This window comes from Marinobacter sp. R17 (assembly GCF_003789045.1).
In the GTDB taxonomy this organism is placed as follows: Bacteria; Pseudomonadota; Gammaproteobacteria; order Pseudomonadales; family Oleiphilaceae; genus Marinobacter_A; species Marinobacter_A mangrovi.
Genome location: NZ_RHGZ01000004.1, coordinates 24,877 through 48,492, shown reverse-complemented (window position 1 = coordinate 48,492; position 23,616 = coordinate 24,877). Strand labels below are relative to the sequence as shown.

Annotated in this window: 18 protein-coding genes; 9 read left to right on the top strand and 9 right to left on the bottom strand. The window is 63.3% G+C overall.

Going from position 1 to position 23,616, the window contains the following annotated elements:
* Positions 1 to 17: 17 nt before the first annotated feature.
* From EB809_RS04395 to EB809_RS04375, 5 genes are all read left to right on the top strand, one after another.
* Positions 18 to 2,720 (top strand): diguanylate cyclase, encoded by a 2,703-nt coding sequence (locus EB809_RS04395; protein WP_123633602.1) that lies wholly within the window; start codon positions 18 to 20, stop codon positions 2,718 to 2,720.
* Between the two features lie 85 nt (positions 2,721 to 2,805).
* A complete protein-coding gene (locus EB809_RS04390; protein WP_123633601.1) occupies positions 2,806 to 4,536 on the top strand; it encodes a potassium/proton antiporter in 1,731 nt (576 codons plus the stop codon).
* Positions 4,537 to 4,601: 65 nt separating this feature from the next.
* A complete protein-coding gene (locus EB809_RS04385) occupies positions 4,602 to 5,570 on the top strand; it encodes a CobW family GTP-binding protein (RefSeq protein ID WP_123633600.1) in 969 nt (322 codons plus the stop codon).
* Positions 5,571 to 5,764: 194 nt separating this feature from the next.
* Entirely contained in the window at positions 5,765 to 6,235 is a 471-nt protein-coding gene (locus tag EB809_RS04380; RefSeq protein WP_223807811.1) for a murein L,D-transpeptidase family protein, read from the top strand.
* Positions 6,236 to 6,440: 205 nt separating this feature from the next.
* Positions 6,441 to 6,725 carry an Lpp/OprI family alanine-zipper lipoprotein gene (locus tag EB809_RS04375; protein WP_123633598.1) on the top strand — a complete coding sequence of 95 codons (285 nt, stop codon included), beginning with the start codon at positions 6,441 to 6,443 and terminating at the stop codon, positions 6,723 to 6,725.
* A gap of 63 nt (positions 6,726 to 6,788) precedes the next feature.
* Here the strand turns inward: EB809_RS04375 and EB809_RS04370 are convergent, their stop codons facing one another.
* From EB809_RS04370 to EB809_RS04350, 5 genes are all read right to left on the bottom strand, one after another.
* On the bottom strand, positions 6,789 to 7,577 hold the full coding sequence (locus EB809_RS04370) for a slipin family protein (RefSeq protein WP_123633597.1): 789 nt from the start codon (positions 7,575 to 7,577) through the stop codon (positions 6,789 to 6,791).
* Between the two features lie 28 nt (positions 7,578 to 7,605).
* Positions 7,606 to 9,051 (bottom strand): NfeD family protein, encoded by a 1,446-nt coding sequence (locus tag EB809_RS04365; protein WP_223807810.1) that lies wholly within the window; start codon positions 9,049 to 9,051, stop codon positions 7,606 to 7,608.
* A gap of 115 nt (positions 9,052 to 9,166) precedes the next feature.
* Positions 9,167 to 9,919: an SDR family oxidoreductase gene (locus EB809_RS04360; RefSeq protein WP_123633596.1), complete on the bottom strand. Its 753-nt coding sequence runs from the start codon at positions 9,917 to 9,919 to the stop codon at positions 9,167 to 9,169.
* 83 nt (positions 9,920 to 10,002) lie between these two features.
* Entirely contained in the window at positions 10,003 to 10,938 is a 936-nt protein-coding gene (locus tag EB809_RS04355) for a L,D-transpeptidase family protein (RefSeq protein ID WP_223807823.1), read from the bottom strand.
* Between the two features lie 202 nt (positions 10,939 to 11,140).
* On the bottom strand, positions 11,141 to 11,725 hold the full coding sequence (locus EB809_RS04350) for a TMEM165/GDT1 family protein (RefSeq protein WP_123633594.1): 585 nt from the start codon (positions 11,723 to 11,725) through the stop codon (positions 11,141 to 11,143).
* Positions 11,726 to 12,123: 398 nt separating this feature from the next.
* Here EB809_RS04350 and EB809_RS04345 point away from each other — a divergent pair, with 398 nt between their 5' ends.
* The 4 genes from EB809_RS04345 to fhuB are packed head-to-tail and all read left to right on the top strand — an operon-like array spanning position 12,124 to position 16,623.
* Entirely contained in the window at positions 12,124 to 12,900 is a 777-nt protein-coding gene (locus EB809_RS04345) for a siderophore ferric iron reductase (protein ID WP_123633593.1), read from the top strand.
* Positions 12,893 to 13,660 (top strand): ABC transporter ATP-binding protein, encoded by a 768-nt coding sequence (locus EB809_RS04340; RefSeq protein ID WP_123633592.1) that lies wholly within the window; start codon positions 12,893 to 12,895, stop codon positions 13,658 to 13,660. The genes EB809_RS04345 and EB809_RS04340 overlap by 8 nt, the downstream gene beginning before the upstream one ends.
* Positions 13,661 to 13,675: 15 nt before the next feature.
* Positions 13,676 to 14,596 carry an iron-siderophore ABC transporter substrate-binding protein gene (locus EB809_RS04335; protein WP_123633591.1) on the top strand — a complete coding sequence of 307 codons (921 nt, stop codon included), beginning with the start codon at positions 13,676 to 13,678 and terminating at the stop codon, positions 14,594 to 14,596.
* Complete coding sequence (gene fhuB, locus EB809_RS04330; protein ID WP_123633590.1) at positions 14,596 to 16,623, top strand: Fe(3+)-hydroxamate ABC transporter permease FhuB; 2,028 nt, start codon at positions 14,596 to 14,598, stop codon at positions 16,621 to 16,623. The genes EB809_RS04335 and fhuB overlap by 1 nt, the downstream gene beginning before the upstream one ends.
* 328 nt (positions 16,624 to 16,951) lie before the next feature.
* Here the strand turns inward: fhuB and EB809_RS04325 are convergent, their stop codons facing one another.
* The 4 genes from EB809_RS04325 to EB809_RS04310 are packed head-to-tail and all read right to left on the bottom strand — an operon-like array spanning position 16,952 to position 23,480.
* Entirely contained in the window at positions 16,952 to 19,369 is a 2,418-nt protein-coding gene (locus EB809_RS04325; protein WP_123633589.1) for a GNAT family N-acetyltransferase, read from the bottom strand.
* The gene (locus EB809_RS04320) at positions 19,366 to 20,568 is read right to left on the bottom strand and encodes an MFS transporter (RefSeq protein ID WP_223807809.1); all 1,203 of its coding nucleotides are present in this window, start codon (positions 20,566 to 20,568) and stop codon (positions 19,366 to 19,368) included. Before EB809_RS04320 ends, EB809_RS04325 begins: the two co-directional genes overlap by 4 nt.
* A gap of 13 nt (positions 20,569 to 20,581) precedes the next feature.
* A complete protein-coding gene (locus EB809_RS04315; RefSeq protein ID WP_123633587.1) occupies positions 20,582 to 21,910 on the bottom strand; it encodes a lysine N(6)-hydroxylase/L-ornithine N(5)-oxygenase family protein in 1,329 nt (442 codons plus the stop codon).
* Positions 21,903 to 23,480: a pyridoxal phosphate-dependent decarboxylase family protein gene (locus tag EB809_RS04310; protein ID WP_223807808.1), complete on the bottom strand. Its 1,578-nt coding sequence runs from the start codon at positions 23,478 to 23,480 to the stop codon at positions 21,903 to 21,905. The genes EB809_RS04315 and EB809_RS04310 overlap by 8 nt, the downstream gene beginning before the upstream one ends.
* Positions 23,481 to 23,616: the final 136 nt, after the last annotated feature.

Sequence of the window (23,616 nt, the reverse complement as noted above, 5' to 3'; positions counted from 1 at the left end):
TGGGGGCGGCGCTGACAATGATTCTGGCCCAGCGGGCGGCAGAGGCCGAACGCCAGATCGTGCAATCCAGTTTCGAGCAGGAGGCCCGCTCACGTATCCTGCTTGTGGAAGAACTGATCCAGGGCCAGCTGCGCGAGCTGGACGCCATGCGCCGGTTCATCACCCTGGAGTCGGAGCTCACCCGCCACGAGTTTGAAACGCTGACCCGCCTGTCCGATCGCATCGAGATGACCGTCAGCTGGACCGAGAACGTGCCGGCCAGCCAGATGGCGCTGTACCGCGAGCGCATGGCCTATTACTACCACCATCAGTTCCGGTTGCGCCTGCCCGAATCGGTGGAGGACCTGAGCTCCGGCGACATTCGCCGCCATTTCCCCATCACCTACCAGAAGACCAACGTCCCCGGCGCCAATCTGGTGGGTATGGACGTCAGCTACCTGCCGTCGCGGGTCCACGCCTTCGAACAGGCCATGACCACGGGCAAAGCGGTGATGATTGGCGGCATCCGCACGCTTGACGACCCGGATGACGAGTCCGGCATCGTCGTCTTTGCTCCGGTGTTTAACGAGGGCACCGTCAAGGATGTGACCGATCGTCACTACGGAAACCTGCGGGGATTTATCGGTCTGGGGCTGCGCCTCAGCGCGCTGGCCCAATGGGTGTCCTCGGCGCACAGTGATTCACCCGACATCGCTCTGGGCTTTGACGAATTCGCCTCGAACAGTCCGGCCGTGACGCTCGATCATAGTGAGGATCATCACCACGACCCGGGGCTGACCTTTTCCCGCGATATCAACCTGGCAGACGGATCGGTCTTGATCCGGGCGGAACCGACCGACCCGGCGCAGTGGCAGCCCCGCCAGACCGCACTGCTGGTGGTCATCACCGGACTGGGCGCTACCCTGCTTTGCGCGGGCTACCTGGCGATGGCCCTGCTGGGCCGGGCCCGGGCGGAGGCCAATGTCACGCGGCGTACCCAGGAACTGCAGCAGGCCCTGCAAGCACTGTCCGAATCAGAAGCGCGCTGGCAGTTCGCCCTCGACGGGTCCGGCGATGGCGTCTGGGACTGGCGCATGCCCGAGAACGAGGTGTATTTCTCCGAGGGCTGGAAAACCATGCTGGGCTACACGCCGGACGAAATCGGCCAGACCCTCAGCGAGTGGTCCGGCCGAGTTCACCCTGAGGATCTGGGCCCGTGTCAGAAGGCTTTAGATGCGCACTTCAAGGGCCTCACGGATTATTACGAGAGCATGCACCGACTCCGTTGCAAGGACGGCACCTACAAGTGGATCCTCGATCGCGGCAAAGTCATTGAGTGGCATGGGCCGGATCGTCCCGCGCGGATGATCGGCACACACTCCGACATCAGCCACGTCAAACAGACCGAACTGGAACTGCGTGAAGCGAATGCCTACCTCTCGGGCATTTTTGCATCGGCGGAAGACGTGGCGATTATCGTTGCCCGTCCCGACGGCAGGATCGCGCTGTTCAACCGCGGGGCGGAACACCTGCTGGGCTACAGCGCGGCCGAGGTGGTGGGCCGGATGACGCCTTTGGCTTTCCACGATCCCGGGGAAGTGGCGGCTTGGGGCGAGCGGCTGACCCAATACACCGGCAAGCCGTTGGCCGGCTTCCGGGTCTTCCAGGTGGGCATTGAAGAGGGGATGCACCGCTCGGAACGCTGGACGTTTGTGCGCAAGGACGGTGAACGCCGCAAAGTGCAGCTGACCCTGTCCAAGATTTTCGATGAATCCGGACAGGATCTGGGTTACCTCGGTGTCGCCATCGACATGACCGAATACCTGCGGGCGATGGAAGCGCTGGAGCAGAACGATCACCTGCTCCAGGACCTGACCACCAACGTGCCCGGCGTCATTTACCAGTACCTCAGCCGGCCGGACGGCACGGCGTCGTTCCCCTACGTCAGTGACGGGATCTGGGACGTGTTCGAAATCACCGCGGAAGAAGCCCACCAGGATGCCACCAACGCGCTCAGACGCATCCATATGGACGATGCAGCCACCGTGCAGGCCTCTATCGACCGCTCCCGGACCAACCTGGTGCCATGGATCTGTGAATTCCGGGTGGTGCTGCCGCAGCACGGCATCCGCTGGTTGCGGGGCGAGTCGACCCCGAGACGGGCCGAAGACGGCAGCACCTATTGGCATGGCTATATTTCCGACATCACCCAGATGAAAACGCTGGAATTCCAGCTGCGGGAACAGGCGACAATGGATCCGCTCACCGGCGCCTTCAACCGCCGTCACCTGGAAACCCACTGGCAGCGGGAAATGGCCCGTTTCCGGCGCCAGGGCCTGGCGTTTGCGATGATCATGCTGGATATCGACCATTTCAAGCGCGTCAATGACAGTCACGGCCACAACGTGGGGGATGAGGTTCTGGTTCGCCTCGGACGCTTGTTGCGCCACGAAGTGCGTTCGACGGATGTGGTGTACCGGCTCGGGGGCGAGGAGTTCCTGATCCTGTGCGAGGATACCGACCTCGGGGGCGCCCGCCGTCTGGCCGAATTGCTGCGGGACCAGCTGCGCCAGCATCCCATGCCCTTCCCGGATCGGGTCACGGCCAGTTTCGGCGTGGTGGAAGTTGAACTGGACGAGCCCATGCCCGAAGCCTTCAAGCGCCTCGATGAACTGCTGTATCTGGCCAAGGCCAATGGCCGTGACCAGGTCGTGTCGGCCCCGCTGGAACCGGTCCTCTGATCCCGTCGCACTGATGTTCCTCTCACGGCATCTCTGACTGGCGGCCGGGAGCTGTTATCATGCACTCGAATGGACTGGAGTTCGCATGGATCCAACTCTCACCCTAATCGGGGCCCTGATGCTGGTGATCAGCATCCTCCTGAGCCCTCTTTCCAGCCGGCTGGGAATGCCGGTGCTTCTGATATTTCTCGCGGTCGGCATGCTCACCGGCGAAGACGGGCCGGGGGGCATCCGCTTCGACGATTTCGAGCTGGCCTTCCTGGTGGGCAACCTGGCGCTGGCGGTGATCCTGCTCGACGGTGGTATGCGCACCCGTGCCGACACCTTCCGGGTGGGCTTGCGGCCGGCTCTGTTGCTGGCCTCGCTGGGCGTGGTCATAACCGCCGGCATTGCCGCGGTGGCCACCCACTACCTGTTCGACATGGGCTGGATTCCGTCCCTGTTGATGGGCGCGATCATTTCCTCCACCGACGCTGCCGCCGTGTTCTCGCTGCTCCAGGGTCGGGGTCTGCACCTGAACGAACGGGTGGGCGCCACCCTGGAGATTGAATCGGGCAGCAACGACCCGATGGCGATCTTCCTCACCCTGGCGCTGCTGGCGATCATGACCAAGGAAGAATCCGGGCTGCTGGGCAGTCTCTGGTTGCTGATCGAGCAGTTCGGGATTGGCGCCGTGATGGGCGTACTGGGCGGCCGTCTGATGGTGCGCCTGGTCAACTGGGCGCGATTGATGCCGGCGCTGTATCCGCTGCTGGTGGCCGCCGCCGGGATCGCCCTGTTCTCGGTGACCAACATGCTGTCCGGCAGTGGCTTCCTGGCGATCTACCTGGCCGGGGTGGTGCTGGGTAATCGTTCGGTGCGGATGATGCCGCTGATCCTTCAGGTGCACGACGGTCTGGCCTGGCTGGCGCAGATGAGTCTGTTCCTGATCCTGGGCCTGCTGGTGAGCCCCAGCCAGTTGATGCCGCTGGTTGGCGGCGCCCTGGCACTGTCGTTGATCCTGATCCTGTTTGCCCGGCCGTTGGCGGTGTTCGCCACGCTGTGGCCGTTCAGTTTCAACCGCCGTGAACTGACGTTCATTAGCTGGGTGGGCCTGCGCGGCGCAGTGCCGATCGTGCTGGCGCTGTTTCCAATGATGGATGGCCTGCCCGAGGCGCCGCTGATCTTCAACATCGCCTTCTTCGTGGTACTGGTGTCGCTGGTGGTCCAGGGCAGCTCGCTGGCGCGCATTGCCCGCTGGCTGAAGCTGGAGGTGCCGGCGCCGGAGGAGCCCTATCGGCGTCTGCCGCTGGATGTCCCGGCCGCCGGCGATCACGAATTGATGCTGTTCCCGCTGCGGGGCGAGCGCTGGTCCGATCCGCGTCCCCTGTCGCGCATCACCATGCCCAAGCATGCGGCCGTCGCCGGTGTGTTCCGGGACCGGCTCTGCATGTCACCCCAGCCGGACACCCTGGTCCAGCAAGGGGATGTACTGGCCGTCTTCGCGCTGTCGGACAGCCTCAACGACCTGGGGCACACGCTCAGCGGCCGGCAGCCGCCGCGTCACTTGATGGAGCGGGCCTTCTTCGGCGACTTCGTGCTCAATGGCGACGCGCTGCTGGGGGATGTGGAGCAGGTCTACGGCATCGAGTTCGACGAGCTGTCGCCGGAGCTCTCCCTGGCCGACTGCTTCGCCAAACGGGCCAAGGGGCATCCGGTCGTCGGCGACCGGGTGGTGCTGGGTCCGGTCACCCTGGTGGCCCGGGCCACCGAAGCCGACCGGGTCACCAAGGTCGGTCTGAAAATGGACGAGGGCGCCGCGCCGTCCAAATTCTGACCGATTCGTTCTTTGCGCCTGCGGCATGGTACAGTTGTTATAATATAACGTTTTGAGTGACGGCCATGCCGATTCCAACCCATCTCATTCTCGGCTTCCTGGGCGCGGGAAAAACCACGGCCATCCGCGATCTGCTGGCCCGCAAACCGGCGAACGAGACCTGGGCGGTGCTGGTCAACGAGTTTGGCGAGATCGGCATCGACGGCCAGTTGCTGGCCGATACCGGTGCCTTTGTGCGGGAAGTGCCCGGCGGTTGCATGTGCTGTGTGGCCGGCTTACCGATGCAGATGGGGCTAAACATGCTCATCCGTGAAGCGCGTCCGGATCGTCTTCTGATTGAGCCCACGGGCCTTGGGCATCCGGCTCGCATCATCGAAACGCTGCAAAACGAGTTCTATCAGGACGTCCTGACGATCGGTGCCACCATTGGCTTGGTGGATCCCCGTCGCCTGGAAGATTCCCGGGTCACCGACAACGTCCACTTCCGGGATCAGGTGGCCGCTGCCGATGTGCTGGTCGCCAACAAGACCGACCTGTGTACGCCCCAACAAATCCGCTCCTTCTGGCAGTGGGCCGAAGCGCTGGCGCCCGCCAAACAGCGCATCGCCCAGACCCGACAGGGCCGGCTCGAGCTCGCCTGGCTGGATGCCCAGCCCCAGATACCCCAATTCGAGTCGCCCCATGCTCATGACCATCACCATGCCGAACCCGGCGCGGTGGATGATGGGGCGGACCGTGACTGGCAGATGCGGGAAAACCACGGCCAGGGCTATGTCAGCCTGGGCTGGCGGATTGCGCCCGATCGGCGTTTTGATGCCGACGCCGTGGTCGCCTGGCTGACCGGTACCGACTGCGCCCGCTACAAGGCCGTGCTGAACACGGCCGATGGCTGGCTTGCCTTCAATGGTGGCGATGGTGCAATCAGCCGCTATCCGACCGCGCCGGCTCCGGAGAACCGGCTGGAGCTGATCGCCGACCAGCCGTTGAAGGCGACCTGTCTGGACGATCGGTTGCGTGCTACGGTGCTGGACTAAATTATTTACCCCCGGAAACGTGCCGATTTCTCACTGTAACGTTAAGAAATCGAACACCCTCCGGGGTTGTGCTATAAAATGCGCATTAACTTTGTGCAATCTGCTGGTTTTCTATGCTTTTTCGTCGTCTAGCGCAGTTGTTGCTTTCGCTCAGTATTCTGGTACCGGGCCTGGCCTCCGCCGAGAGTCTCGCCATGGCAACGACCGATTATCAGCGGCCTGAAACCGCCCACGCATCGCTGGCGGTGGATCGGGTCGTGGTCCACAAGGCCAAGCGGCGCCTGGACCTGATGGTGGACGGCGAAGCCGTGAAAACCTTCCGCATCTCCCTGGGAGACAACCCCACGGGCCACAAGCTGTTTGAGGGCGATGAGCGTACGCCCGAAGGCGATTACGTTCTTGACTGGCGTAACCCGGGCAGCAGCTACTACAAGTCCATTCACATTTCCTACCCCAACGCCCACGATCGCGAACTGGCCTCTGACTGGGGGTTGAACCCCGGCGGCGAGATCATGATTCACGGGCTGCCCAACGATGCCGGTGATATGGCGTTTGCGTTTGCCGGGCTGGACTGGACCGACGGCTGCATTGCCGTGACCAACGAGGCCATGGATCAGATCTGGACGCTGGTTCCCGACGGCACACCAATCCGTATCCTTCCCTGACGCGTAACTTAAGTGGACGCGTTACGAACCGGTAATTGGCGAACGTAATCGGTTGATCTATAGTTCTCAATTCGTAAGGCAGTGTTCTACACTGTTCATGACGATTTGGACGACAGTGGTCCAAACTTGTGGAACAGACAGGGAGTTGGTTCCAAAGACTTCTGCAGTCTAAGGAAGCTATAACCATCAATAAGGGGTAATGAGAATGCGTAAGTTGACGATCGCAGGTTTTGCACTGGCCACCGCTATGACTGCTGGTTGTGCCAGCACAGCCAACCAGGAAGCCATTGATGACGCAGCAGCAACTGCGAACTCTGCAGAGCAGACAGCCAGCAACGCGCTGAGCACTGCCAACTCTGCACAGAGCCGCGCCAACGCTGCTTATGAAAAAGCAGAAGAAGCCATGTCTGCTGCCATGCAAGCGCAGAAGTCCGCTGAAGAAGCGAACGAGCGCGCCAAGCGTATGCTGCAGAAGTCGAGCATGAAGTAAGTTGCTCTGACGAATGCGAAAAAGGCCGGCTTGACCGGCCTTTTTTTGTGTCTGCAGATTGGGTTATTCCGGGCTGTTTTCCGGTTTGGGGGCCTTGTCGCCAGCCGGTTTCATGAAGCTCTTCATGATATCCATAGGCAGCGGGAAAACGATGGTGGAGCTGTTGTTGTTGCTCATATCGGCCAGGGTCTGCAGGTAGCGCAGTTGCAGGGCTGCCGGATTGCGGGACATGACATCCGCCGCTTCGACCAGCTTCTGTGACGCCTGGAATTCACCGTCCGCATGGATGACCTTGGCCCGGCGTTCCCGCTCCGCCTCGGCCTGACGGGCGATCGCCCGGATCATCGATTCATCCAGATCCACGTGCTTGATTTCCACGTTGGCGACCTTGATGCCCCATTCCTCGGTTTGTGTGTCCAGGATCTCCTGGATATCGGCGTTGATCTTGTCCCGTTCGGACAACATCTCATCCAGATCGTGTTTGCCCATCACCGAACGCAGGGTGGTCTGCGACAGCTGGCTGGTCGCCGCACCGTAGTTTTCCACCCGGATGATCGCCTTTTCCGGATCCACTACGCGGAAGTAGAGCACCGCGTTGACCTTCACCGTGACGTTGTCCTTGGAGATCACGTCCTGACTGGGAACGTCCAGCGTGATCACCCGCAGGTCCACCCGGATCAGCTGTTGAATCCCGGGAATGACGATGATCAGCCCCGGTCCCTTGACGCCCTGGAAGCGCCCCAGGAAGAACACGACGCCGCGCTCGTATTCCGGCAGGATGCGAATGGCACTGCCGAGAATGATCAGCAGGATGACGAGAGGTGCAATGTACGGTATCAGGTTGCCCAGCATGTTGTTCCCTCCGGTTGGTTGTCCTGATTCAGTGCGTCGTTGGGGCGTCCGCCGTGTCGTCCTGGCGGCTGACCCGGGCGGTCAGGCCATCGATGGCCTCCACGCGGACGGTCTGGCCCTCATGGACCGCGGCCGTGCTGGTGGCGTTCCAGCGCTCACCATTCAGTCGGACATGTCCCTTGTAGTGATCGTCGTCGATGACAAACGTATCCAGGGCGATGCCGCTTTCACCCTGCATCTGCTCCTTGCCGCTGACCACGCGCCGTTTGCGCAGCCCGACAAACCGGGTCACCGCCCACAGCAGGAAACCGCCGGCCACCGCGGCGGTGCCGCCGATGATCGGCAGGGAAATGGCCTGGTGGGTGCCGTCCATCAGGATCACCGACCCCACCACAAAGGCGGCCAGGCCGCCCAGCCCCATCACCCCGAAGCTGGGCATGAAGGCCTCCGCCACGATAAACGCCAGGCCCAGCAGGATGAGCGCCAGTCCGGCGTAGTTCACCGACAGGACCTGGAAGGCGAACAGGGCGAGCACCAGGCAGATGGCGCCGATCACCCCCGGGAACAGGCTGCCGGGGTTGGCCAGCTCGAAGATCAGCCCGTAGAAACCGATGATCATCAGGAAATAGGCGACGTTGGGATCGGTCAGCACGGACAGCAAGTCGGTACGCCAGCCCGGGTCCGCGCGCTTGACGGTCAGGTTGGCGGTCTGCAGCACCCGCTCGCCGTCGGCCATGACCACTATTCGGCCGTCGATCTGCCGCAGCAGGTCGGGAATGTCCCGGGCCACCACATCGACCACGTTCTGTTTCAGGGCATCGTTGGCGTTGAGGTTGACGGCCTCTCGCACCGCCCGTTCGGCCCAGTCGGCGTTGCGTCCGTGGCGGTCGGCGAGGCCCCGGATGTAGGCGACGGCATCCTCCAGCACCTTACGCTCCATGGCGCTGCCGCCCTGATGGGGCTCTTCTTTTGATGCGTTGTTGCTGTCGTCGGCAGGCGGCTGTTTGTCCGGAGCCGGGGATTCCTCCGGCTGGCCGGGCAGGCCGCCCATCTGGACCGGTGTCGCCGATCCCAGGTGGGTGGCGGGCGCCATGGCGGCGATGTGGCTGCCGTAGAGAATATAGGTGCCCGCGCTGGCGGCGCGTGCGCCAGACGGCGAGACGTAAGTGACCACCGGAACCGGAGAGGCCAGGATAGCCTTGATGATGCTGCGCATGGACGACATCAGACCGCCAGGCGTGTCCATGGCGATGATCACCAGCGGATCCTGGTCATCGGCGGCTTGCTCCAGACCCCGCATCAGGTAATCCATGGTCGCCGGGCTGATGGCGCCGTTGACGGTCAACAGGCGGGCGTTGCCCGAAGAGGCCGAACCCGACGACTGGGCCTGGACGTATCCGGCCAGCACCAGGAGGACTCCTAATCCCAGCATCCACGCGAACAGGCTGTGCTTGAGGCGTTGACTGCAGATCATGGCCATCGGTCTCCGCTCGCTGCGTCCGGGCGAGGGCGTTTGGCCCCTCGCCTGGCTTTTAAGATCCGTCTATAGAGTATACGTTCCCTGACCGGGGGGGATTAACCGATGTTACTCAGAGCATCCGGGCCAGCAGGGACGTGGGTACCCGTTTCATGATGAACCCGATGGCGCGCCAGGGCCAACCGGGCACATAGACTTCGGCCTTTTCGGATTCGATGGCTTTGACCATGGCGCGGCAGCCCGTCTCGGCGTCCACCACGAAGGGCTTGTGTTTGATGTCGGCGTTGATGGCGGTGCTGATATAGCCGGGAAAGAGCGTGGTGATGCGAATCGGTGAGCGGGTTTTTGCCAGTTCCACGCGCAGGCCTTCGGCGAGCGCGGCGACGCCGGCTTTGGTGGCGCCATAAGTGGTGACGTTACCGGGCATGCCACGGATCGCCGAAACCGAAGAGACTATCACCAGTTGGCCCTCGTTTTGGGAACGGAGGATGGCCATGCCGGCTTCCATTTGCGCCAGGGCGGCGACGAAGTTGGTTTCGGCGGTGTCCCGGTTGGCGTTAAAGCCGCCAGAACCGAGGGGCTGGCCCTTGCCGATGCCGGCATTGACGATGATGCGGTCGAGTCGGCCCAGGTCCTGGTGGAATCCGTTGAACACGTCAAAGACCTGATCGTGCTGGTTCACGTCCAGGGCCCGGATCAGGATGCGGATGTTGGGCTGGCGGCGCTGGATCTCGGTTTTCAGCGTTTCGAGGCGTTCAGTGCGGCGGGCGCAAAGCGCCAGGTCGTAGCCCCGTTCCGCAAATTCCCGCGCCATACCCTCGCCCAGGCCGGAGCTGGCGCCGGTGATCAGTACCGCTTTAGCCATGACGGTGTCCTTATTGTTATCGATTGGCTGCGATAACGCGGGCCAGGGCCCGCGCAGAAACTCAGTGTTCTTCAGGAGCGCCTTTAGAGCGACGGCTTGTCGTCGGTCTCCTTGTCGTGGTTCTGGGCCATCTGGCGAACCTGCTCACCCACCAGGCGCGGAACGCCGTCGGCCTGGTCCACCGCCAGTTCCACGGCATGGCGCTGGAATTCGATGCCGGGATGTTTGTCGAGCAGTTTGTCCATCTTCTGCATCACGTCCTTCCAAAGCTGGTCCTTGGTGGCCTTGTCCATCTCTTCCTTGGGACGATGGATCTCCAGCCACACCTCGTTACCGCTCATGCCCACCTTGACCGGCTGCTTGACGAACTGCACCGGCGTGCCCTTGGGCACCTCGAACACCAGTTGGGAAATGTCGTCGTTGTACATGCGGATGCAGCCGTGGCTGACTTGCATGCCGATGCCGAATTTCTTGTTGGTGCCGTGGATCAGGTAGCCCTTGGCGCTCAATTTGAGGGCGTAGGGCCCCAGCGGGTTTTCCGGACCCGGCGGCACCATCAGCGGCAGCTGTTCCCCGTTTTTCTCGTACTCTTCGCGGACGCTGGTGGGCGGGTACCAGGCGGGGGATTCCAGGCGCATGGTGACCTTGGCTTGCGTCAGCGGTGACGGGTTCTGTTCGGTGCCGACGCCGACCGGGTAGGTCTGCACGCCGTCATCGCTGTAATAGTAGAGACGGAATTCGGCCAGGTTGATGACGATGCCCTTGCGTGGGGCATCCGGCAGGATGTGCTGTTCCGGCAGGGTGATCTGCGTGCCGTCGCCCGGCAGCCAGGGATCGACCCCCGGATTGGCGTGGACCAGCTCCAGGTAGCCGATGCTGTTGCGGGTGCCGATGTCCGCAAAGGTGTCTTCATAGCGGGTTTTCATGGTCTCCATGTGACCGATCAGGTCGCCCTTGATCGGCATCACCGGTTGCCCGGCCAGTGCAGCCTGGGTGGAGAACAGCAGGCAGGCTGCCATCAGGCCCCGTCTGAAACATGTCATTACTGAAATCCTTGGGACAGGTGTTCCGTCACTTCGTTGAACCGCAGGCCAGCAGGGATGCCTGCCGACCTGTTTACTTTATAGGCACCTATTAAGAAAGCCCATTATTCCACAGAGTGCGGCGCGTTTCTTCTCCCGCACCGCTGGATTGCGGCAAAAACGCATGACGAATCAGTAATCAGCCGGCCGTCAGGCTGATGCCGCTGAAAGCCCCGACCAGGGTGATGACCCCGAGCACGATAAACAGCCCACACGCAAAGAGGCGGGCCGTGGCGAGGGGCATGCGATCCATCAGCCACTGGCCGGCCAGGATGACGGGAACGTTGGCCAGCAGCATGCCCACCGTGGTGCCCAGAACCACCATGACGGTATCGTCGAAACGGGCGGCGAGCACCACGGTCGCAATCTGTGTCTTGTCACCGATTTCCGCCAGGAAGAACATGATCAGCGTGGCGAAGAACGCGCCATAGCGCAGCAGGCCGGTATCCTCGCTGTCGTCCTTGTCGGGAATCAACAGCCACAGCGCAATGGCGATAAAACTGGTGGCGACAATCCAGGGCAGCCAGCTGGCGGGAATCAGCTTGGCTATCCAGGCGCCGAGCAGGGCGGACAGGGCGTGGTTGAGCAGGGTGGAAAACAGGATGCCCAGAATGATGGGTGTCCGCTTACTGAAACGGCAGATCAGGAACAGGGACAATAACTGGGTCTTGTCGCCGATTTCCGCGATGGCCACGGCGAAGGTCGAGGATAGGAAGGCGTCCATTGAATCTCCAAGCAGGGGCGGATTTACGATGACACAGGGACAACTCGGCCTTCCGCCCCAACGGCAGACCGCGTTATCCCAGGTCTCGTCAATCCCATGACAGGTGGGACGTGGCAGCCATGAGGATGTGCCTCAAGTTTGTTGACCGCCACCCGGAAGGCCGACTGTGAGAACCAGTCTGTCCTTCGCGGAGACTACTCCCCCGGAGATGCGCGAAGTTTACCGAACTCCCCTGCCCGGCACAACGGGTCTCTTGACGGGCGGCCAGGTGGTGACGAGAAATTAAATGCGATCAATTTGCATTTGCGCTGATGGAAGGCGCTCGGTAAACTGCTGATCATTCTCGGTCAGTCAGGTTCTCGACCGGCTGGCGCTCACATCGCGGGAGTCGTTGCACGATGTCCATGGCCCAACAGTCTCTGGCAAAGCACATCGCCCTGGATCGCTTCTACGCCATCTCGGCCGAGATCAATCCGGTGCTGGCCGGCGATCAGGTGCCGCCGGTGGACCAGTGCCTGTGCGCGCGGGACGACAATCGGGCGGTCCTCGAAACCCTCTACGCCACCCTGAGTGAAGCCTACCCGGAAGCCGGCATGCCCTACTGGTCCGTGCGGACCTGGGGGCTGATGGTGTGGCAGCCGATCATCCTGACGGTGATCGGTGTGCATGGTGCCGGTGTGTTGCCGCCGCTCCAGGATCTGCGACAGAACGTGGGCACCTTGATGGTGGCGGGTTACTCGCTGCCGGACGACGGCTGGGAGCACGGCACGGAAGCACAGCTGATCCAGCGTGGCGGGCAGGCCCTGCGCGCACTCTGCGACAGCCTCTTGGCAGAGCTGCGCGAGATCACGCTGATCAAGCCCCTCAATGCCCTGCGGCTGGTGGCGGACAGCCTGTTGAGCGCCATCGCCGGACTCGACCGGATTCGCCCCGAGCTGACCCAGACCCAGCGGCTGGAACTGGCCTGGACCTGGCTGCGGGCGATGGGGCTGGAAGGCCAGAGTGCCTTGATGCCGCTGCCCCTGGCCGATGGCCGTACCCCGCTGGTGCTCGACCGCAAGGGCTGTTGTATGCATTACCGCCGCCACGATGGTGAACTGTGCGCTTCCTGCCCCAAGCAGAAGGACGAGGTCCGGTTCACCCGCCTGCAAGAAGAGCTGTTGCACGATGCTTGAACTAAACGGCATACGCGTCCACCGGGACGGCCGGGATATCCTGGCGCTGCCGGAGCTGTCGATTTCCGGTCACGAATTCACGGTCATTCTCGGTCACAACGGGTCGGGCAAGTCGACTCTGATGAACCTGCTGGCGCGTCAGATGGCGCCGGATGCCGGCGAGATCCGGCTCAATCGCCGCCCGATGGACGCTTATTCCCAGCGGTCGCTGGCCCGGGAAATCGCCTACCTGCCCCAACACCTGCCGCCGGTGGCGGGCCTGAACGTGCGCGAACTGGTAGCCCTGGGGCGCTATCCCTGGCGTGGCCTGTTTGGTCGCTGGCGGGCGACGGACGCCCAGGCCATCGATGAGGCCATGGCACAGACCGGTGTGTTGGCGTATGCCGACCACCTGACCGACCAGCTCTCCGGCGGTGAGCGCCAGCGGGCCTGGATCGCCATGCTGCTGGCCCAGCAATCACCCCTGCTGTTGCTGGACGAACCCACCTCGGCGCTGGACCTGTCCCACCAGTACGAGTCCATGGGCCTGCTGCGTCAGTTGAACCAGGACACCGGTCGCGGCGTGGTGGCGATCCTGCACGACGTCAATCTGGCGGCCCGCTACGCCGACCGCATCTTGGCGCTCAAGGGCGGCGAGCTGGTGTTTGACGGCACGCCCGACGAGATGCTCACCCGGGATCGTCTCAGCCAGCTTTACGGTATCGATATCCAACTCATTCCCCAGCCCGGCAAGTCACGTCCGGTTGCTGTCGTCGCCTGACTGTCGGAGGCCTTTATGGTGATTCGAGGCGTATTCCGCTTCTTCGTCTTATTGTTGGCAGGGCTGTTCTGCGGCCAGGCCCTGGGAGCGGTGACCATCACGGACGCTCGTGGTGAGCACACCTTCGAACGCACGCCCCAGCGGGTGGTGACCCTGAGCTGGGCCATGACTGAAGACGTGGTCGAGCTGGGCGTCAAACCGGTCGGCGTGGCCGATATCGACGGTTACCACACCTGGGTGGTGCGGCCGTCCATTCCCGAAGGCGTGGCGGACATCGGCACCCGGGACGAGCCCAGCATCGAGGAACTGGCGGCACTCAAACCGGACGTCATCATCCTGGCCAACGGTCAGGAAGACTTGATCGACCGGCTGGAGCAGGTGGCGCCGGTGCTCTACTTCGATGCCTTCAGTGCCGATCACAACAACGCCACCGTGGCGCGCCGGATCTTCCGCAAGCTGGGCCATCTGTTCGGCAAGGAGGACGTGGCCGAGCAGAAACTGGCGGCCATGGACACCCGCTTTGACACGCTCAAGCAGCAGCTGCACGCTCATTTTGGTACGGACCTGCCGCGAGTCGCCAACATCCGCTTCAACAACAACGCCGTGGTGTTCGTCTACGGTGAGAACGCCATGTCCAGTTATGTCCTGCGTGAACTGGGGCTGGCGTCGGCGCTCGATATCCCACCCAGCCAGTGGGGGGTGACCCAGAAGAAGATGGTCACCCTGAGCACGCTCAAGGCCGACGACGTGTTGCTCTATTTCAAGCCGGCGCCGGGCGTGGAGAAACTGTTCGAATCGCCCCTGTGGCAGGCGATGCCGGTGGTGAAAGCTGGTCACGTGGCGGGTGTTGAATCCACCTGGTCCTACGGTGGCGCCCTGTCGTTACGCTACCTGGCGGAAGCCATGACGGACGCGTTGCTGACGATCGAGCCGTGATGTCCGGTACTGACACCCTGGCAAGTCCCCGCCCGGCCCTCTGGCAGGGTGCGGCCGGTCGTTACCTGGCGGCGCTGGCGGTCCTGCTGTTGGCGTTGCTGTGGCACCTGCACCTCAACTCGACGCTGTCCCTGTCGCAGCAGTGGTCGCTGATCCTCGGTCGCGCACCGGAAACCTTCGACGACATCCAGTTTGTCTACGCCGCCCTGCCGCGCGTGGTGCTGGCCATTCTGGTCGGTGCCGTGATGGCCCTGGTCGGCAGTCTGCTGCAACAGGTGACCCAGAATCCGCTGCTGTCGCCGATGACTCTCGGGGCCGCCTCCGGGGCCTGGCTGGCGCTGGTGTGCGTCAGTGTCTGGTGGCCGGATCTGGCGCCGGATGGGCGTTCCTGGTTCGCCCTGGGCGGCGCCGTGGCGTCGGTTGTGCTGGTGCTGCTGATCGCCGGGCGCAGCGGCCTCAGCGGATTGCCGGTGATCCTGGCGGGCATGGCCACCCATATCCTGATGGGCGCGGTGGCGACCGCCGTCATCCTGCTCAACCAGTACGCCACCCAGAACCTGTTTATCTGGGGCGCCGGCGACCTGACCCAGACCGACTGGAGCTGGGTGCAGTGGCTGTTGCCCAAGCTGTCGGTAGCGCTGCTGGTGCTGTTGATCGCCCCCCGACCGCTGGCGCTGTTGCGCTTGGGGGATGCCGGTGCCGGGGCCCGGGGCTTGAGCACCGGACCGATCCTGGTCGTGTTGTTGATGCTGTCCCTGTGGCTGGTGGCCAGTGCCATCACGGCTGTTGGAGTGATCAGCTTCATTGGTTTGATCACGCCGAACATCGCCCGCTCCATGGGTGCCCGCACGCCCCGGGATGAGTTGTGCTTCAGCCTGCTGCTGGGTGCAACCGGCCTGCTGTTGACGGACAGCCTGGCCGTGATGGCCAGCGACTGGCTCCCGGATCTGTTGCCCAGCGGGACGGCCGTGGCCCTGATCGGCGCACCGGCCTTGATCTGGTTCGTGCGTCGCAAGCTGTCGGCGAAGGATCAAACGGCCCTGCAGCTGCCGGAAGGGGCGGCCCGGGTCAGTCGCTGGTCCTGGTGGCTGGCGCCGCTGGCCGTGGTCGTGCTGGTGATTCTGGGGCTCTGTTTCGTGCCGGATGCCTTCAGCTGGCGTCAGCCCTGGGTCGCCTTCCAGTGGCCGTCGGATCTGGTACTGTCCCTGCGCTGGCCGCGGCTGGTGACGGCCGCCTGTGCGGGTATCGGCATGGCGTTGGCGGGCCTGATCCTGCAGCGGCTGATCCGCAATCCCCTGGCCAGCCCCGATATCCTGGGGATGTCGGCCGGCGCTACGTTTGCCCTGGTCGCCTTCACGGTGTTTATCGGCGGTTCGATTCATGAAGCCGGGCCTTTCGTTGCCTTTGCCGGTAGCGCCGGGGTTCTGGTGTTGCTTCTGCTGCTGGGGCGGCGGGCTCACTACGCCCCGGGCATCATGATTCTGGTGGGGATTTCCCTGTCGGCGTTGATCGAGGCGCTGGTGCAATTCGTGCTCGCCAAGGGCAGCGACCAGGCCTACGCCATTATCGGCTGGCTGTCCGGGTCCACCTATCGGGTGTCCGATGCCGAAGCGCTCTGGTTCGCCGGTGGCACGGTGCTGCTGTTTGGGTTGTCGCTGGCGACCGGGCGCTGGCTGACGCTGATCTCGGCGGGCGATCACATGGCCCAGGCGCGTGGTCTGAATGCGTCCCGGGCCCGTCTGGTGCTGCTGGTGCTGGTGTGCGCCTGTTGTGCCCTGGTCACGGCGCTGATGGGGCCGATTGCCTTTGTCGGCCTGCTGGCGCCCCATGTGGCGACACTGATGGGCGCGCGCAAGGTCTGGCCGCAGCTGTGGCTGGCACCGCTGGTCGGCATGGTGTTGATGCTGTTTTCCGACTGGCTGGGCTGGGTGTTGCTGTATCCCAAGCAGATGCCGGCGGGGACGCTTGCGGCCATCCTTGGGGGCAGTTATTTCATTTACCTGCTGGCTCGGCGGCGATTGCGGTAGGTGGTTTGAAGCTATGCCCCCGGGGCTGTCTTGGGGGCTGAAACCCATGGATGCCATCGCTTCCGTCGCCTAAGAGGGCCGTCCATGGCCGCTTATGCGATGAGGACATCCTGTCCTCGGCTCCAGCGATGGCATTCATGGGTTTCGATCAGACCTCATGCAAACTCTCTTGGAACAAAAGGCCCTTGGGGATGGTTGAGGCGACGTGCGCCTGCCGGCGCCTCAGAAGCTGAAGCATCTGCTACAGGCTCGAGTTGGCTGGGTAATGTAGCGGACGCTTTAGCTTCCGAGCCGTCCCTGGGACGGCCCGTCAGCTTGCTTGTGTCGCTCAGTCCCCGGCCGTCGCCACCGCCTCCGGCCGCTTCGCATAAACCGCAATCGGATTCTTCAGGGTGCCGGCAAACTGCAGGTTGGCCGCCGGATCCGTCAGGTTGATCATCTGCTGGTTGTTGGCCAGTTGCAGACGGTTCAGGCATGACAGCGTGAACTCCGGTGCAAACAGGTCGTGGGCAGCAAACTTGTCGGCCATGTGCGGATGTGCAGCCTGGTAGTCGTGCACGCACTCGGCCACCAGGGCCCAGAACCGGTCCTCGCCGATATCCCCCTGCTCTTCGAGAAGGCCGCCGATAAAGCGGAAGATGCAGTCGAACACGTCGGTAAAGATCGACAGGATCTTCAGCTCTTCCGGCACGGACACCGCCAGACGCTGCACCTTCTCCGAGAGCACCACCTCCTCGTTCATGATCGCCACTTCCTCGGCAATGTCCTTCATGATCATGCGCACCGGCACCTGGTCGTCCAGCACCAGGATCAGGTTTTCGCCGTGGGGCATGAACACCAGGTCGTGGGCATAGAAGCAGTGCAGCAGCGGGCTCAGGTAGGCTTTGAGGTAACGTCTCAGCCAGTCCTCCGGCGCCAGGCCCGAGGCCCGCATCAGCGCCGGCAGCACGGCGCGGCCGTCGTTATCCACGTGCAGCAGGGAGGCCATGGTCATCAGTCGCTGACCGGGTTTGAGCGTCGGGATCGGGCTTTCGCGCCACAGCGCCGAGAGCATCTTGCGGTAGGGGCTGTGCTTGTCGAGGGTGGTTTCGAAATCCGGGTGCATGTAACCCACCCCGGCCACTTCCCGCAGGATGCTGAAGCCGGTGTCCGACAGGTAGGGATCCTGGCTGATCAGGTTGTGGATAAAATCGTTGATGGCCGGCGTGGTGCTCATGTAATACGGCGACAGGCCGCGCATGAAGCCCATGTTGAGGATCGACAGGGCTGTTTTGACGTAGCGCTTTTCCGGCTGGTCCTGGTTGAAGAAGGTGCGGATCGATTGCTGGGCGCGGTACTGGTCTTCACCGTAGCCCAGGCAGACCAGTCGTCCCTGGGCGAGCGCCTTGGCGAACAGGTGGGCGAGTTTGTTGTACCACTGCCACGGATGAACGGGGATCAGGTGGAAGTCGGCCGGGTCGTGGCCGTCGTTGCGCAATTGGTCGTCGAAGCGGCGCAACTGGCCTTCGCCCAACTCATCCCGGAGCAGGTTGCGGTGGTCCAGTCCGTCGGTGCCGGCATAGACCGTATCGTCACGATGGGCGGCGAGCCACAGGAGCTGCACCGGCTGGCCGGATTCCGGGGCGTACGCCGGATAGTCCAGCGCGTCGAAGCCGATCCGACCGTTGTTGGCGATAAAGCAGGGATGGCCTTCAGACATGCTGGCTTCCACGGTCTGGAAGTCGGCCCGGGTCAGCGCCTCGGCGGTGGGGCTGGATCGATGGTGCTTGAAGGCGCTGCCGTATAGCGTGCTGGAAATTTCCTCCAGGTACGTGGGCAACATGGCTTCGGAGATACCCAGTTGCTCGCGGAACTCGAGGATAAAGCGACTGGCATCGATCTCGCCCTGGCCGCCATCGGCCCACTTCTCCAGGCTGTCCGGATCCACCAGCCAGTGATCCAGGGTGATGCAGCGCCCGTTGAAGCGGTATTCGGTGGTGCCGTCGTCGGCAAACAGCCGATAGCGTCCGTCTTCGCCTTCGATCGGATCCGGCGCCAGCACCCGCTCGTGGGACAGTTCGCTGATGGCTTTGCGCACCAGCAGCCGGTTGACCTTCTCCCAGATCGCCGGTTGCAGATGATCGCTGACCGTGCGCGGGTCCGGGCGGCGCTGCGGCGTTTGCCGGGAGGCTCTCTGCGGCTGGGTCGCCTCGAACTGGGCGGCGGTGCAGAACGCCAGCTCGGCGGTCTTGTCCGGTAGTTCTATTTGGCGTTCATAGACAAAACCGACCGCCTTGTTGAGTGTGTGGATGGCCTCGTTGCGGGTGTCCGGTTCCACCACGATCCGCTGCGCACCCAGTTGGCGGAACATGAACGTCATGATGCCGCGGAAGACCGCGCGGCTGAAACCTTTGAGTGGCGTGTCCGTTGGTGCGATCAGGATGTGCATGCCCAGATCGCCGGGCTGGACGGTGTAATGCTCACCGACGGGATCCCGGGCCGGGTCGTAGCACTCCATCAGGAAGGCCGGGTAGCCCTGGTGGTAGCCAATAAAGGCATCGCCCTTGCCGGATTCGGGCAGGTCCCGGTAGAAGGCGGCCAGGTCATTTTCGTCCATGGACTGCATGCCCCAGTAGTGGGCACGCTCCTGGCGCAGCCAGCTCCTGACCAGTGGGATATCGTCGGGTACTTGCAGGGGCCGGATCTCGAAGGCGCCGAGAGTCGGGTCCAGGTAGGTGAAAGGCTGCTGTGCCGGTAATGCGTTCATGCGTCGCTCCTTGATAGGCGGGAACGTGAGGGGGACGCAACGCCCGTCTGGCGTTGCGGGCGATAGAGCAGGCCGTAGAACAGGCCGGCGCTGAGCACCAGACCGGCGGCCGCCAGGTAGAACGGAACATCGAGGCCGGTCGACGCGACCACGGCGCCGGCGGCCCAGGAGGCGACCAGTACGCCCAGGTTCTGGCTGAAGCTGACCTTGCTGAAGTCGGTGGCGTAGTCTTTGGGTTGGCTCAGGGCGAAGAGCAGTTGATCGAGCCGCACGGTGGCGCGGAACAGTCCCCAGCCGAACAGCAGGCGACCGACCAGGACCACGGGCATCGACGGCACCGCCTGCAACAGCAGGCCGACCGTCACATAGACCATGGCGGGCAGGATCTGCCAGTGGGCTTCGGCCGCAACCGGTTGACGATAGCTGCGCCACAGCGCGAACAGGGCCACGGCGCCGGGAATCGCGAAAATCACACCGGCGTAGAACGCATCGTTCCAGCCGGACAGGGCTTCCCAGTAGCGCACGAAGAACGGCCGCACCAGGAAGGCGCTGAAGTAGAACACCGCCATCACCAGACACAGGCGCAGTACCACGGGGGTATTGGAGGCGCCGCAGGCGGGCGTCGATGTGTCCTCAGTGTCATCGGCGGCTGAAGGGACTGGCGTTTGGCGTCGCAGCAGGAAACAGATACCCGTCTGTAGGAAGTCACCCACGGCCATTAACAGGAACACCTGCCGCGGTTCGAACCACTGCAGCACCGCGCCACCCAACAGCGCGCCGCCGATGCCACCGAAATGGACGATCACCGACAGCAAGCCGATGGTCCGGCCGTGGGCGTCGGCCTGCTCCAGCCGCATGATCTGGGGATAGATCAGCAGGTAGCTGGCCTTGAACACCAGCATGGCCAGCGAGATGGCCCAGAACTGGGTCAGGCTGGTGGTCCAGTAGCACAGCACGCTGAGCACGCCGGCCAGCAGTTGCGTACCGATCAGCAGGGGCAGCAACGACAGGTGTCGCGCCACCCGCGCCCACACCGGGAAGGCCAGCATGACCGTCAGGCAGCAGGCGGCGATGTACAGGCCGACCAGACCGGCGTCGGTCACGCCGAACGCACTCTCGAAAAAGTGCGGATAGAAGGGAATCAGCATCGAGTCGCTGACCACCGCGATGGCGGTCAGGCCGATGAGCCAGGCTTTCATGGACACCGACATATCAGGCCAGCGCGTCCCGGGGGCGGGTCAGCGCCTCTGTGTCGGACACCCCGAACTGCTGGAAGGCAATGCGTTCCTCGATCGGGTACGGCTCGCCGCCGGTCAGTTCGCGCAGGATGCAGCTGTTGCGGTAGCAGGCCATGCCCAGGTCCGGCGTCACAAAACCATGGGTGTGGAGTTCGGCGTTCTGCACGAAGATACGGCTGCCCTCACGGTCGATGCTGTAATTGCGCCGCACGTCGAAGCGTCCCTGCTCGTCCCAGCGGATGCGGTCGGCAATGCCCTCAAGGAACGCCGGCGGCCGGTACTGGTAGCCGGTGGCCAGCACCAGCGCTTCGGTCTGGTGATGGAAGCGCCGCTGCTGCTCCACCTGCTCGAAGGTCAGGTCGTACCGCTGGCGTTGGCGATTGAAGCGGGCCTCGAGCAGTGCCGCGTTGGTCTGCAGATTCACCGGCACGTGACCGGCGAGTCGTTTGGTATACAGCAGGTCGTGGATGGCGTTGATCAGGTCGGTGTTTATGCCCTTGTACAGGTGCTTCTGGTGGGTCACCAGATGATCGCGTTTTTCCCGCGGCAGGCTGAAGAAGTAGTCCACATACTCCGGGGACGTCATTTCCAGCGTCAGTTTGCTGTATTCCAGCGGGAAGAAGCGGGGCGAGCGGGTCAGCCAGTTCAGGGTGTAGTGGTGGCTGTCGATGTCCTGCAGCAGGTCGTAGAAGATTTCCGCCGCGCTCTGGCCGCTGCCGACAAGGGTGATGGCGTTCCGGGACTGCAGCTCTTCCTTGCGATTGAGATAGTCCGAGGCGTGCAGGACCGGGCCGTCCAGGTCGTCACAGCAGCTCGGGCAATGGGGGCGCGGCCCGGTGCCCAGAACCAGGCGGCGGGTCAGGTAATCCCGGGGCTGGCCGGTTCGGGAGCAGAGCGTGCGCAGTCGGTAGCAGTCCCGGTCGCTGTCGAACTCGACCTGCTCGACGAAGGTGTTGAACCGGACATTGTGCAGCCGCTTGCTGGCCCACTGGCAGTACTGGTTGTACTCCCGCCGCTGGAGGAAGAAATCCTCCCGGATGTAGAAGCTGTAAAGGCGCCCCTGCTGCTTGATGTAGTTGAGGAAGCTGTAGGGACTGGTGGGGTCGGCCAGGGTGACCAGGTCGGACATGAACGGCGTCTGCAGGTGGACACCCTCAATCATTAGCCCCGGATGCCAGTCGAAGCCGGGGTTCTCGTCCAGGAACAGGCTGTCCAGACCGTCGATGGGTTCCGCCAGGCAGGCCAGGCCCAGATTGAACGGGCCGATCCCGATCCCGATAACGTCGTAAATGCGCTCAGCCATGGACCGCCTCCTTGCGTGCCGTTTGGACCGGGGGCTTGTCCGCCTCGCGGAAGTAAGCCTCCCCGTGTTGTTTGATCAGGCGCAGGATGGCCTGGATGTCATGAATCCGGGTCGCCGGATTCAGCAGGGTGAATTTCAGGTAGTGGCGGCCACGCACCTGGGTTGCTGCCACCATGGCCTCGCCCGAGCGCATGATGGCTTTGCGGATCGCACGGTTGGCGGCGTCCAGCTGCTCGGGGGAACATGCCCGGGCCGGGTGATAGCGGAACACCAGCGCGCTCAGGGCCGGCTGATGCAGTACGTCGATCTGCTCGTCGGACAGCAGCAACAGGTAGGTCTTGCGGGCCAGGGCCATGGCCCGTTCAAAGGCGTCGCCCAGGGCATCGGGCCCCATGGTGCGCAGGGTCAGCCAGAGCTTGAGTGCGTCGAACCGGCGCGTGGTCTGCAGGCTCTTGTCCACCAGGTTGGGCGTACCTTCCTGGCGCTGGCTCAGCGGGTTGAGGTATTCCGCGTGCCAGGTGACGCAGCCGAGGTTGGCGCTGTCCCGGGCCAGCAGCGCACTGCAGGAGACCGGCTGGAAGAACGATTTGTGGTAGTCGATCGTGACCGAGTCCGCCTGCTCGATGCCCGCCAGCCGCTGGCGGTGATGGCGCGACAGCAGCAGGCCGCAGCCATAGGCCGCATCCACGTGGAACCAGGCGTTCACCGAGCGGGCGATGGCGGCGATCTCAGGCAACGGGTCGATGCTGCCGAAATCGGTGGTGCCGGCGGTGCCGACGATGGCCAGCGGGATCTGGTCCGCCTCGGCGGCCGCATCCAGTGATGCCCGAAGCGCGTGGGGATCCAGGCGGAAGTGCTCGTCGCAGGCGACCGGCACCACGGCGTCGTAGCCCAATCCCAGTAGCGCCGCGGCCTTTTGTAGGCTGAAGTGGCTGACCTCGGAGCAGAAAATCCGGAAGCGGCTGGCCTCGCTGGGAATGCCCAGCACGCGGACGTTGTGGCCCCAGAGCCGCTCGCAGGCGTTGTCCCGCGCCAGCAGCATGGCCATCAGGTTGGACTGGGTGCCGCCGGAGGTGAATACGCCATCGGCTTTCGGACCCAGTCCGATGCGACCGGTCGTCCAGTCGATCAGGCTCTGCTCAATCAGCGTGGCGCCGGCGCTCTGGTCCCAGGTGTCCACTGAGGTGTTCACGCTGCTGAGGATCAGCTCCGCCAGGATGGCCGGTGTGACGATGGGGCAGTTGAGATGGGCCACATAACGGGGGTGGTGAAAGTAGACCGCGTCCTGCAGGTACAGCTCATCCAACTCGGACAGCACCTCGCCCAGGCCGTCCAGCGGCTGATCCAGATCGAGCCCCTGAAAGCGGGGTGCCAGCTCGCCGGGCAGGATCCCGGAGAACGGCTGGTCGGCCAACGCCAGGCGGCGCTGGATCAGGTCGATCCCCTGCTCCAGTGTGACGCGGTAACGCTCGGATTGCTGGGCGTTGAACAGGAAATCTTCGGGGTTGGCTATCGAGGTTGAGGTGGTGGAAAACAGGGACGGGTGTAGCGGGCTTGGTTGATCCATCATAAGCCTTATCCATCGGGTTGGCGTTGGAGGAAGCAATTGCCGGGGTAATTGCTATATATACGCATAAGCTAATGCGAATCATTCTCGTTAAATGGGTGCAGAAAAGTCAACCCGGAATCGCCACCGGGTGGATTAA

Coding starts and splice junctions, on each gene's coding strand:
- EB809_RS04370 (WP_123633597.1), bottom strand. CDS start 7,577: ATGCTGGGCAACCTGATACCGTACATTGCACCTCTCGTCATCCTGCTG.
- EB809_RS04340 (WP_123633592.1), top strand. CDS start 12,893: ATGCTTGAACTAAACGGCATACGCGTCCACCGGGACGGCCGGGATATC.
- EB809_RS04310 (WP_223807808.1), bottom strand. CDS start 23,480: ATGATGGATCAACCAAGCCCGCTACACCCGTCCCTGTTTTCCACCACC.
- EB809_RS04345 (WP_123633593.1), top strand. CDS start 12,124: ATGTCCATGGCCCAACAGTCTCTGGCAAAGCACATCGCCCTGGATCGC.
- EB809_RS04385 (WP_123633600.1), top strand. CDS start 4,602: ATGCCGATTCCAACCCATCTCATTCTCGGCTTCCTGGGCGCGGGAAAA.
- EB809_RS04395 (WP_123633602.1), top strand. CDS start 18: ATGATTCTGGCCCAGCGGGCGGCAGAGGCCGAACGCCAGATCGTGCAA.
- fhuB (WP_123633590.1), top strand. CDS start 14,596: ATGTCCGGTACTGACACCCTGGCAAGTCCCCGCCCGGCCCTCTGGCAG.
- EB809_RS04325 (WP_123633589.1), bottom strand. CDS start 19,369: ATGAACGCATTACCGGCACAGCAGCCTTTCACCTACCTGGACCCGACT.
- EB809_RS04350 (WP_123633594.1), bottom strand. CDS start 11,725: ATGGACGCCTTCCTATCCTCGACCTTCGCCGTGGCCATCGCGGAAATC.
- EB809_RS04315 (WP_123633587.1), bottom strand. CDS start 21,910: ATGGCTGAGCGCATTTACGACGTTATCGGGATCGGGATCGGCCCGTTC.
- EB809_RS04355 (WP_223807823.1), bottom strand. CDS start 10,938: ATGGCAGCCTGCCTGCTGTTCTCCACCCAGGCTGCACTGGCCGGGCAA.
- EB809_RS04335 (WP_123633591.1), top strand. CDS start 13,676: ATGGTGATTCGAGGCGTATTCCGCTTCTTCGTCTTATTGTTGGCAGGG.
- EB809_RS04360 (WP_123633596.1), bottom strand. CDS start 9,919: ATGGCTAAAGCGGTACTGATCACCGGCGCCAGCTCCGGCCTGGGCGAG.
- EB809_RS04375 (WP_123633598.1), top strand. CDS start 6,441: ATGCGTAAGTTGACGATCGCAGGTTTTGCACTGGCCACCGCTATGACT.
- EB809_RS04380 (WP_223807811.1), top strand. CDS start 5,765: ATGGCAACGACCGATTATCAGCGGCCTGAAACCGCCCACGCATCGCTG.
- EB809_RS04390 (WP_123633601.1), top strand. CDS start 2,806: ATGGATCCAACTCTCACCCTAATCGGGGCCCTGATGCTGGTGATCAGC.
- EB809_RS04365 (WP_223807810.1), bottom strand. CDS start 9,051: ATGATCTGCAGTCAACGCCTCAAGCACAGCCTGTTCGCGTGGATGCTG.
- EB809_RS04320 (WP_223807809.1), bottom strand. CDS start 20,568: ATGAAAGCCTGGCTCATCGGCCTGACCGCCATCGCGGTGGTCAGCGAC.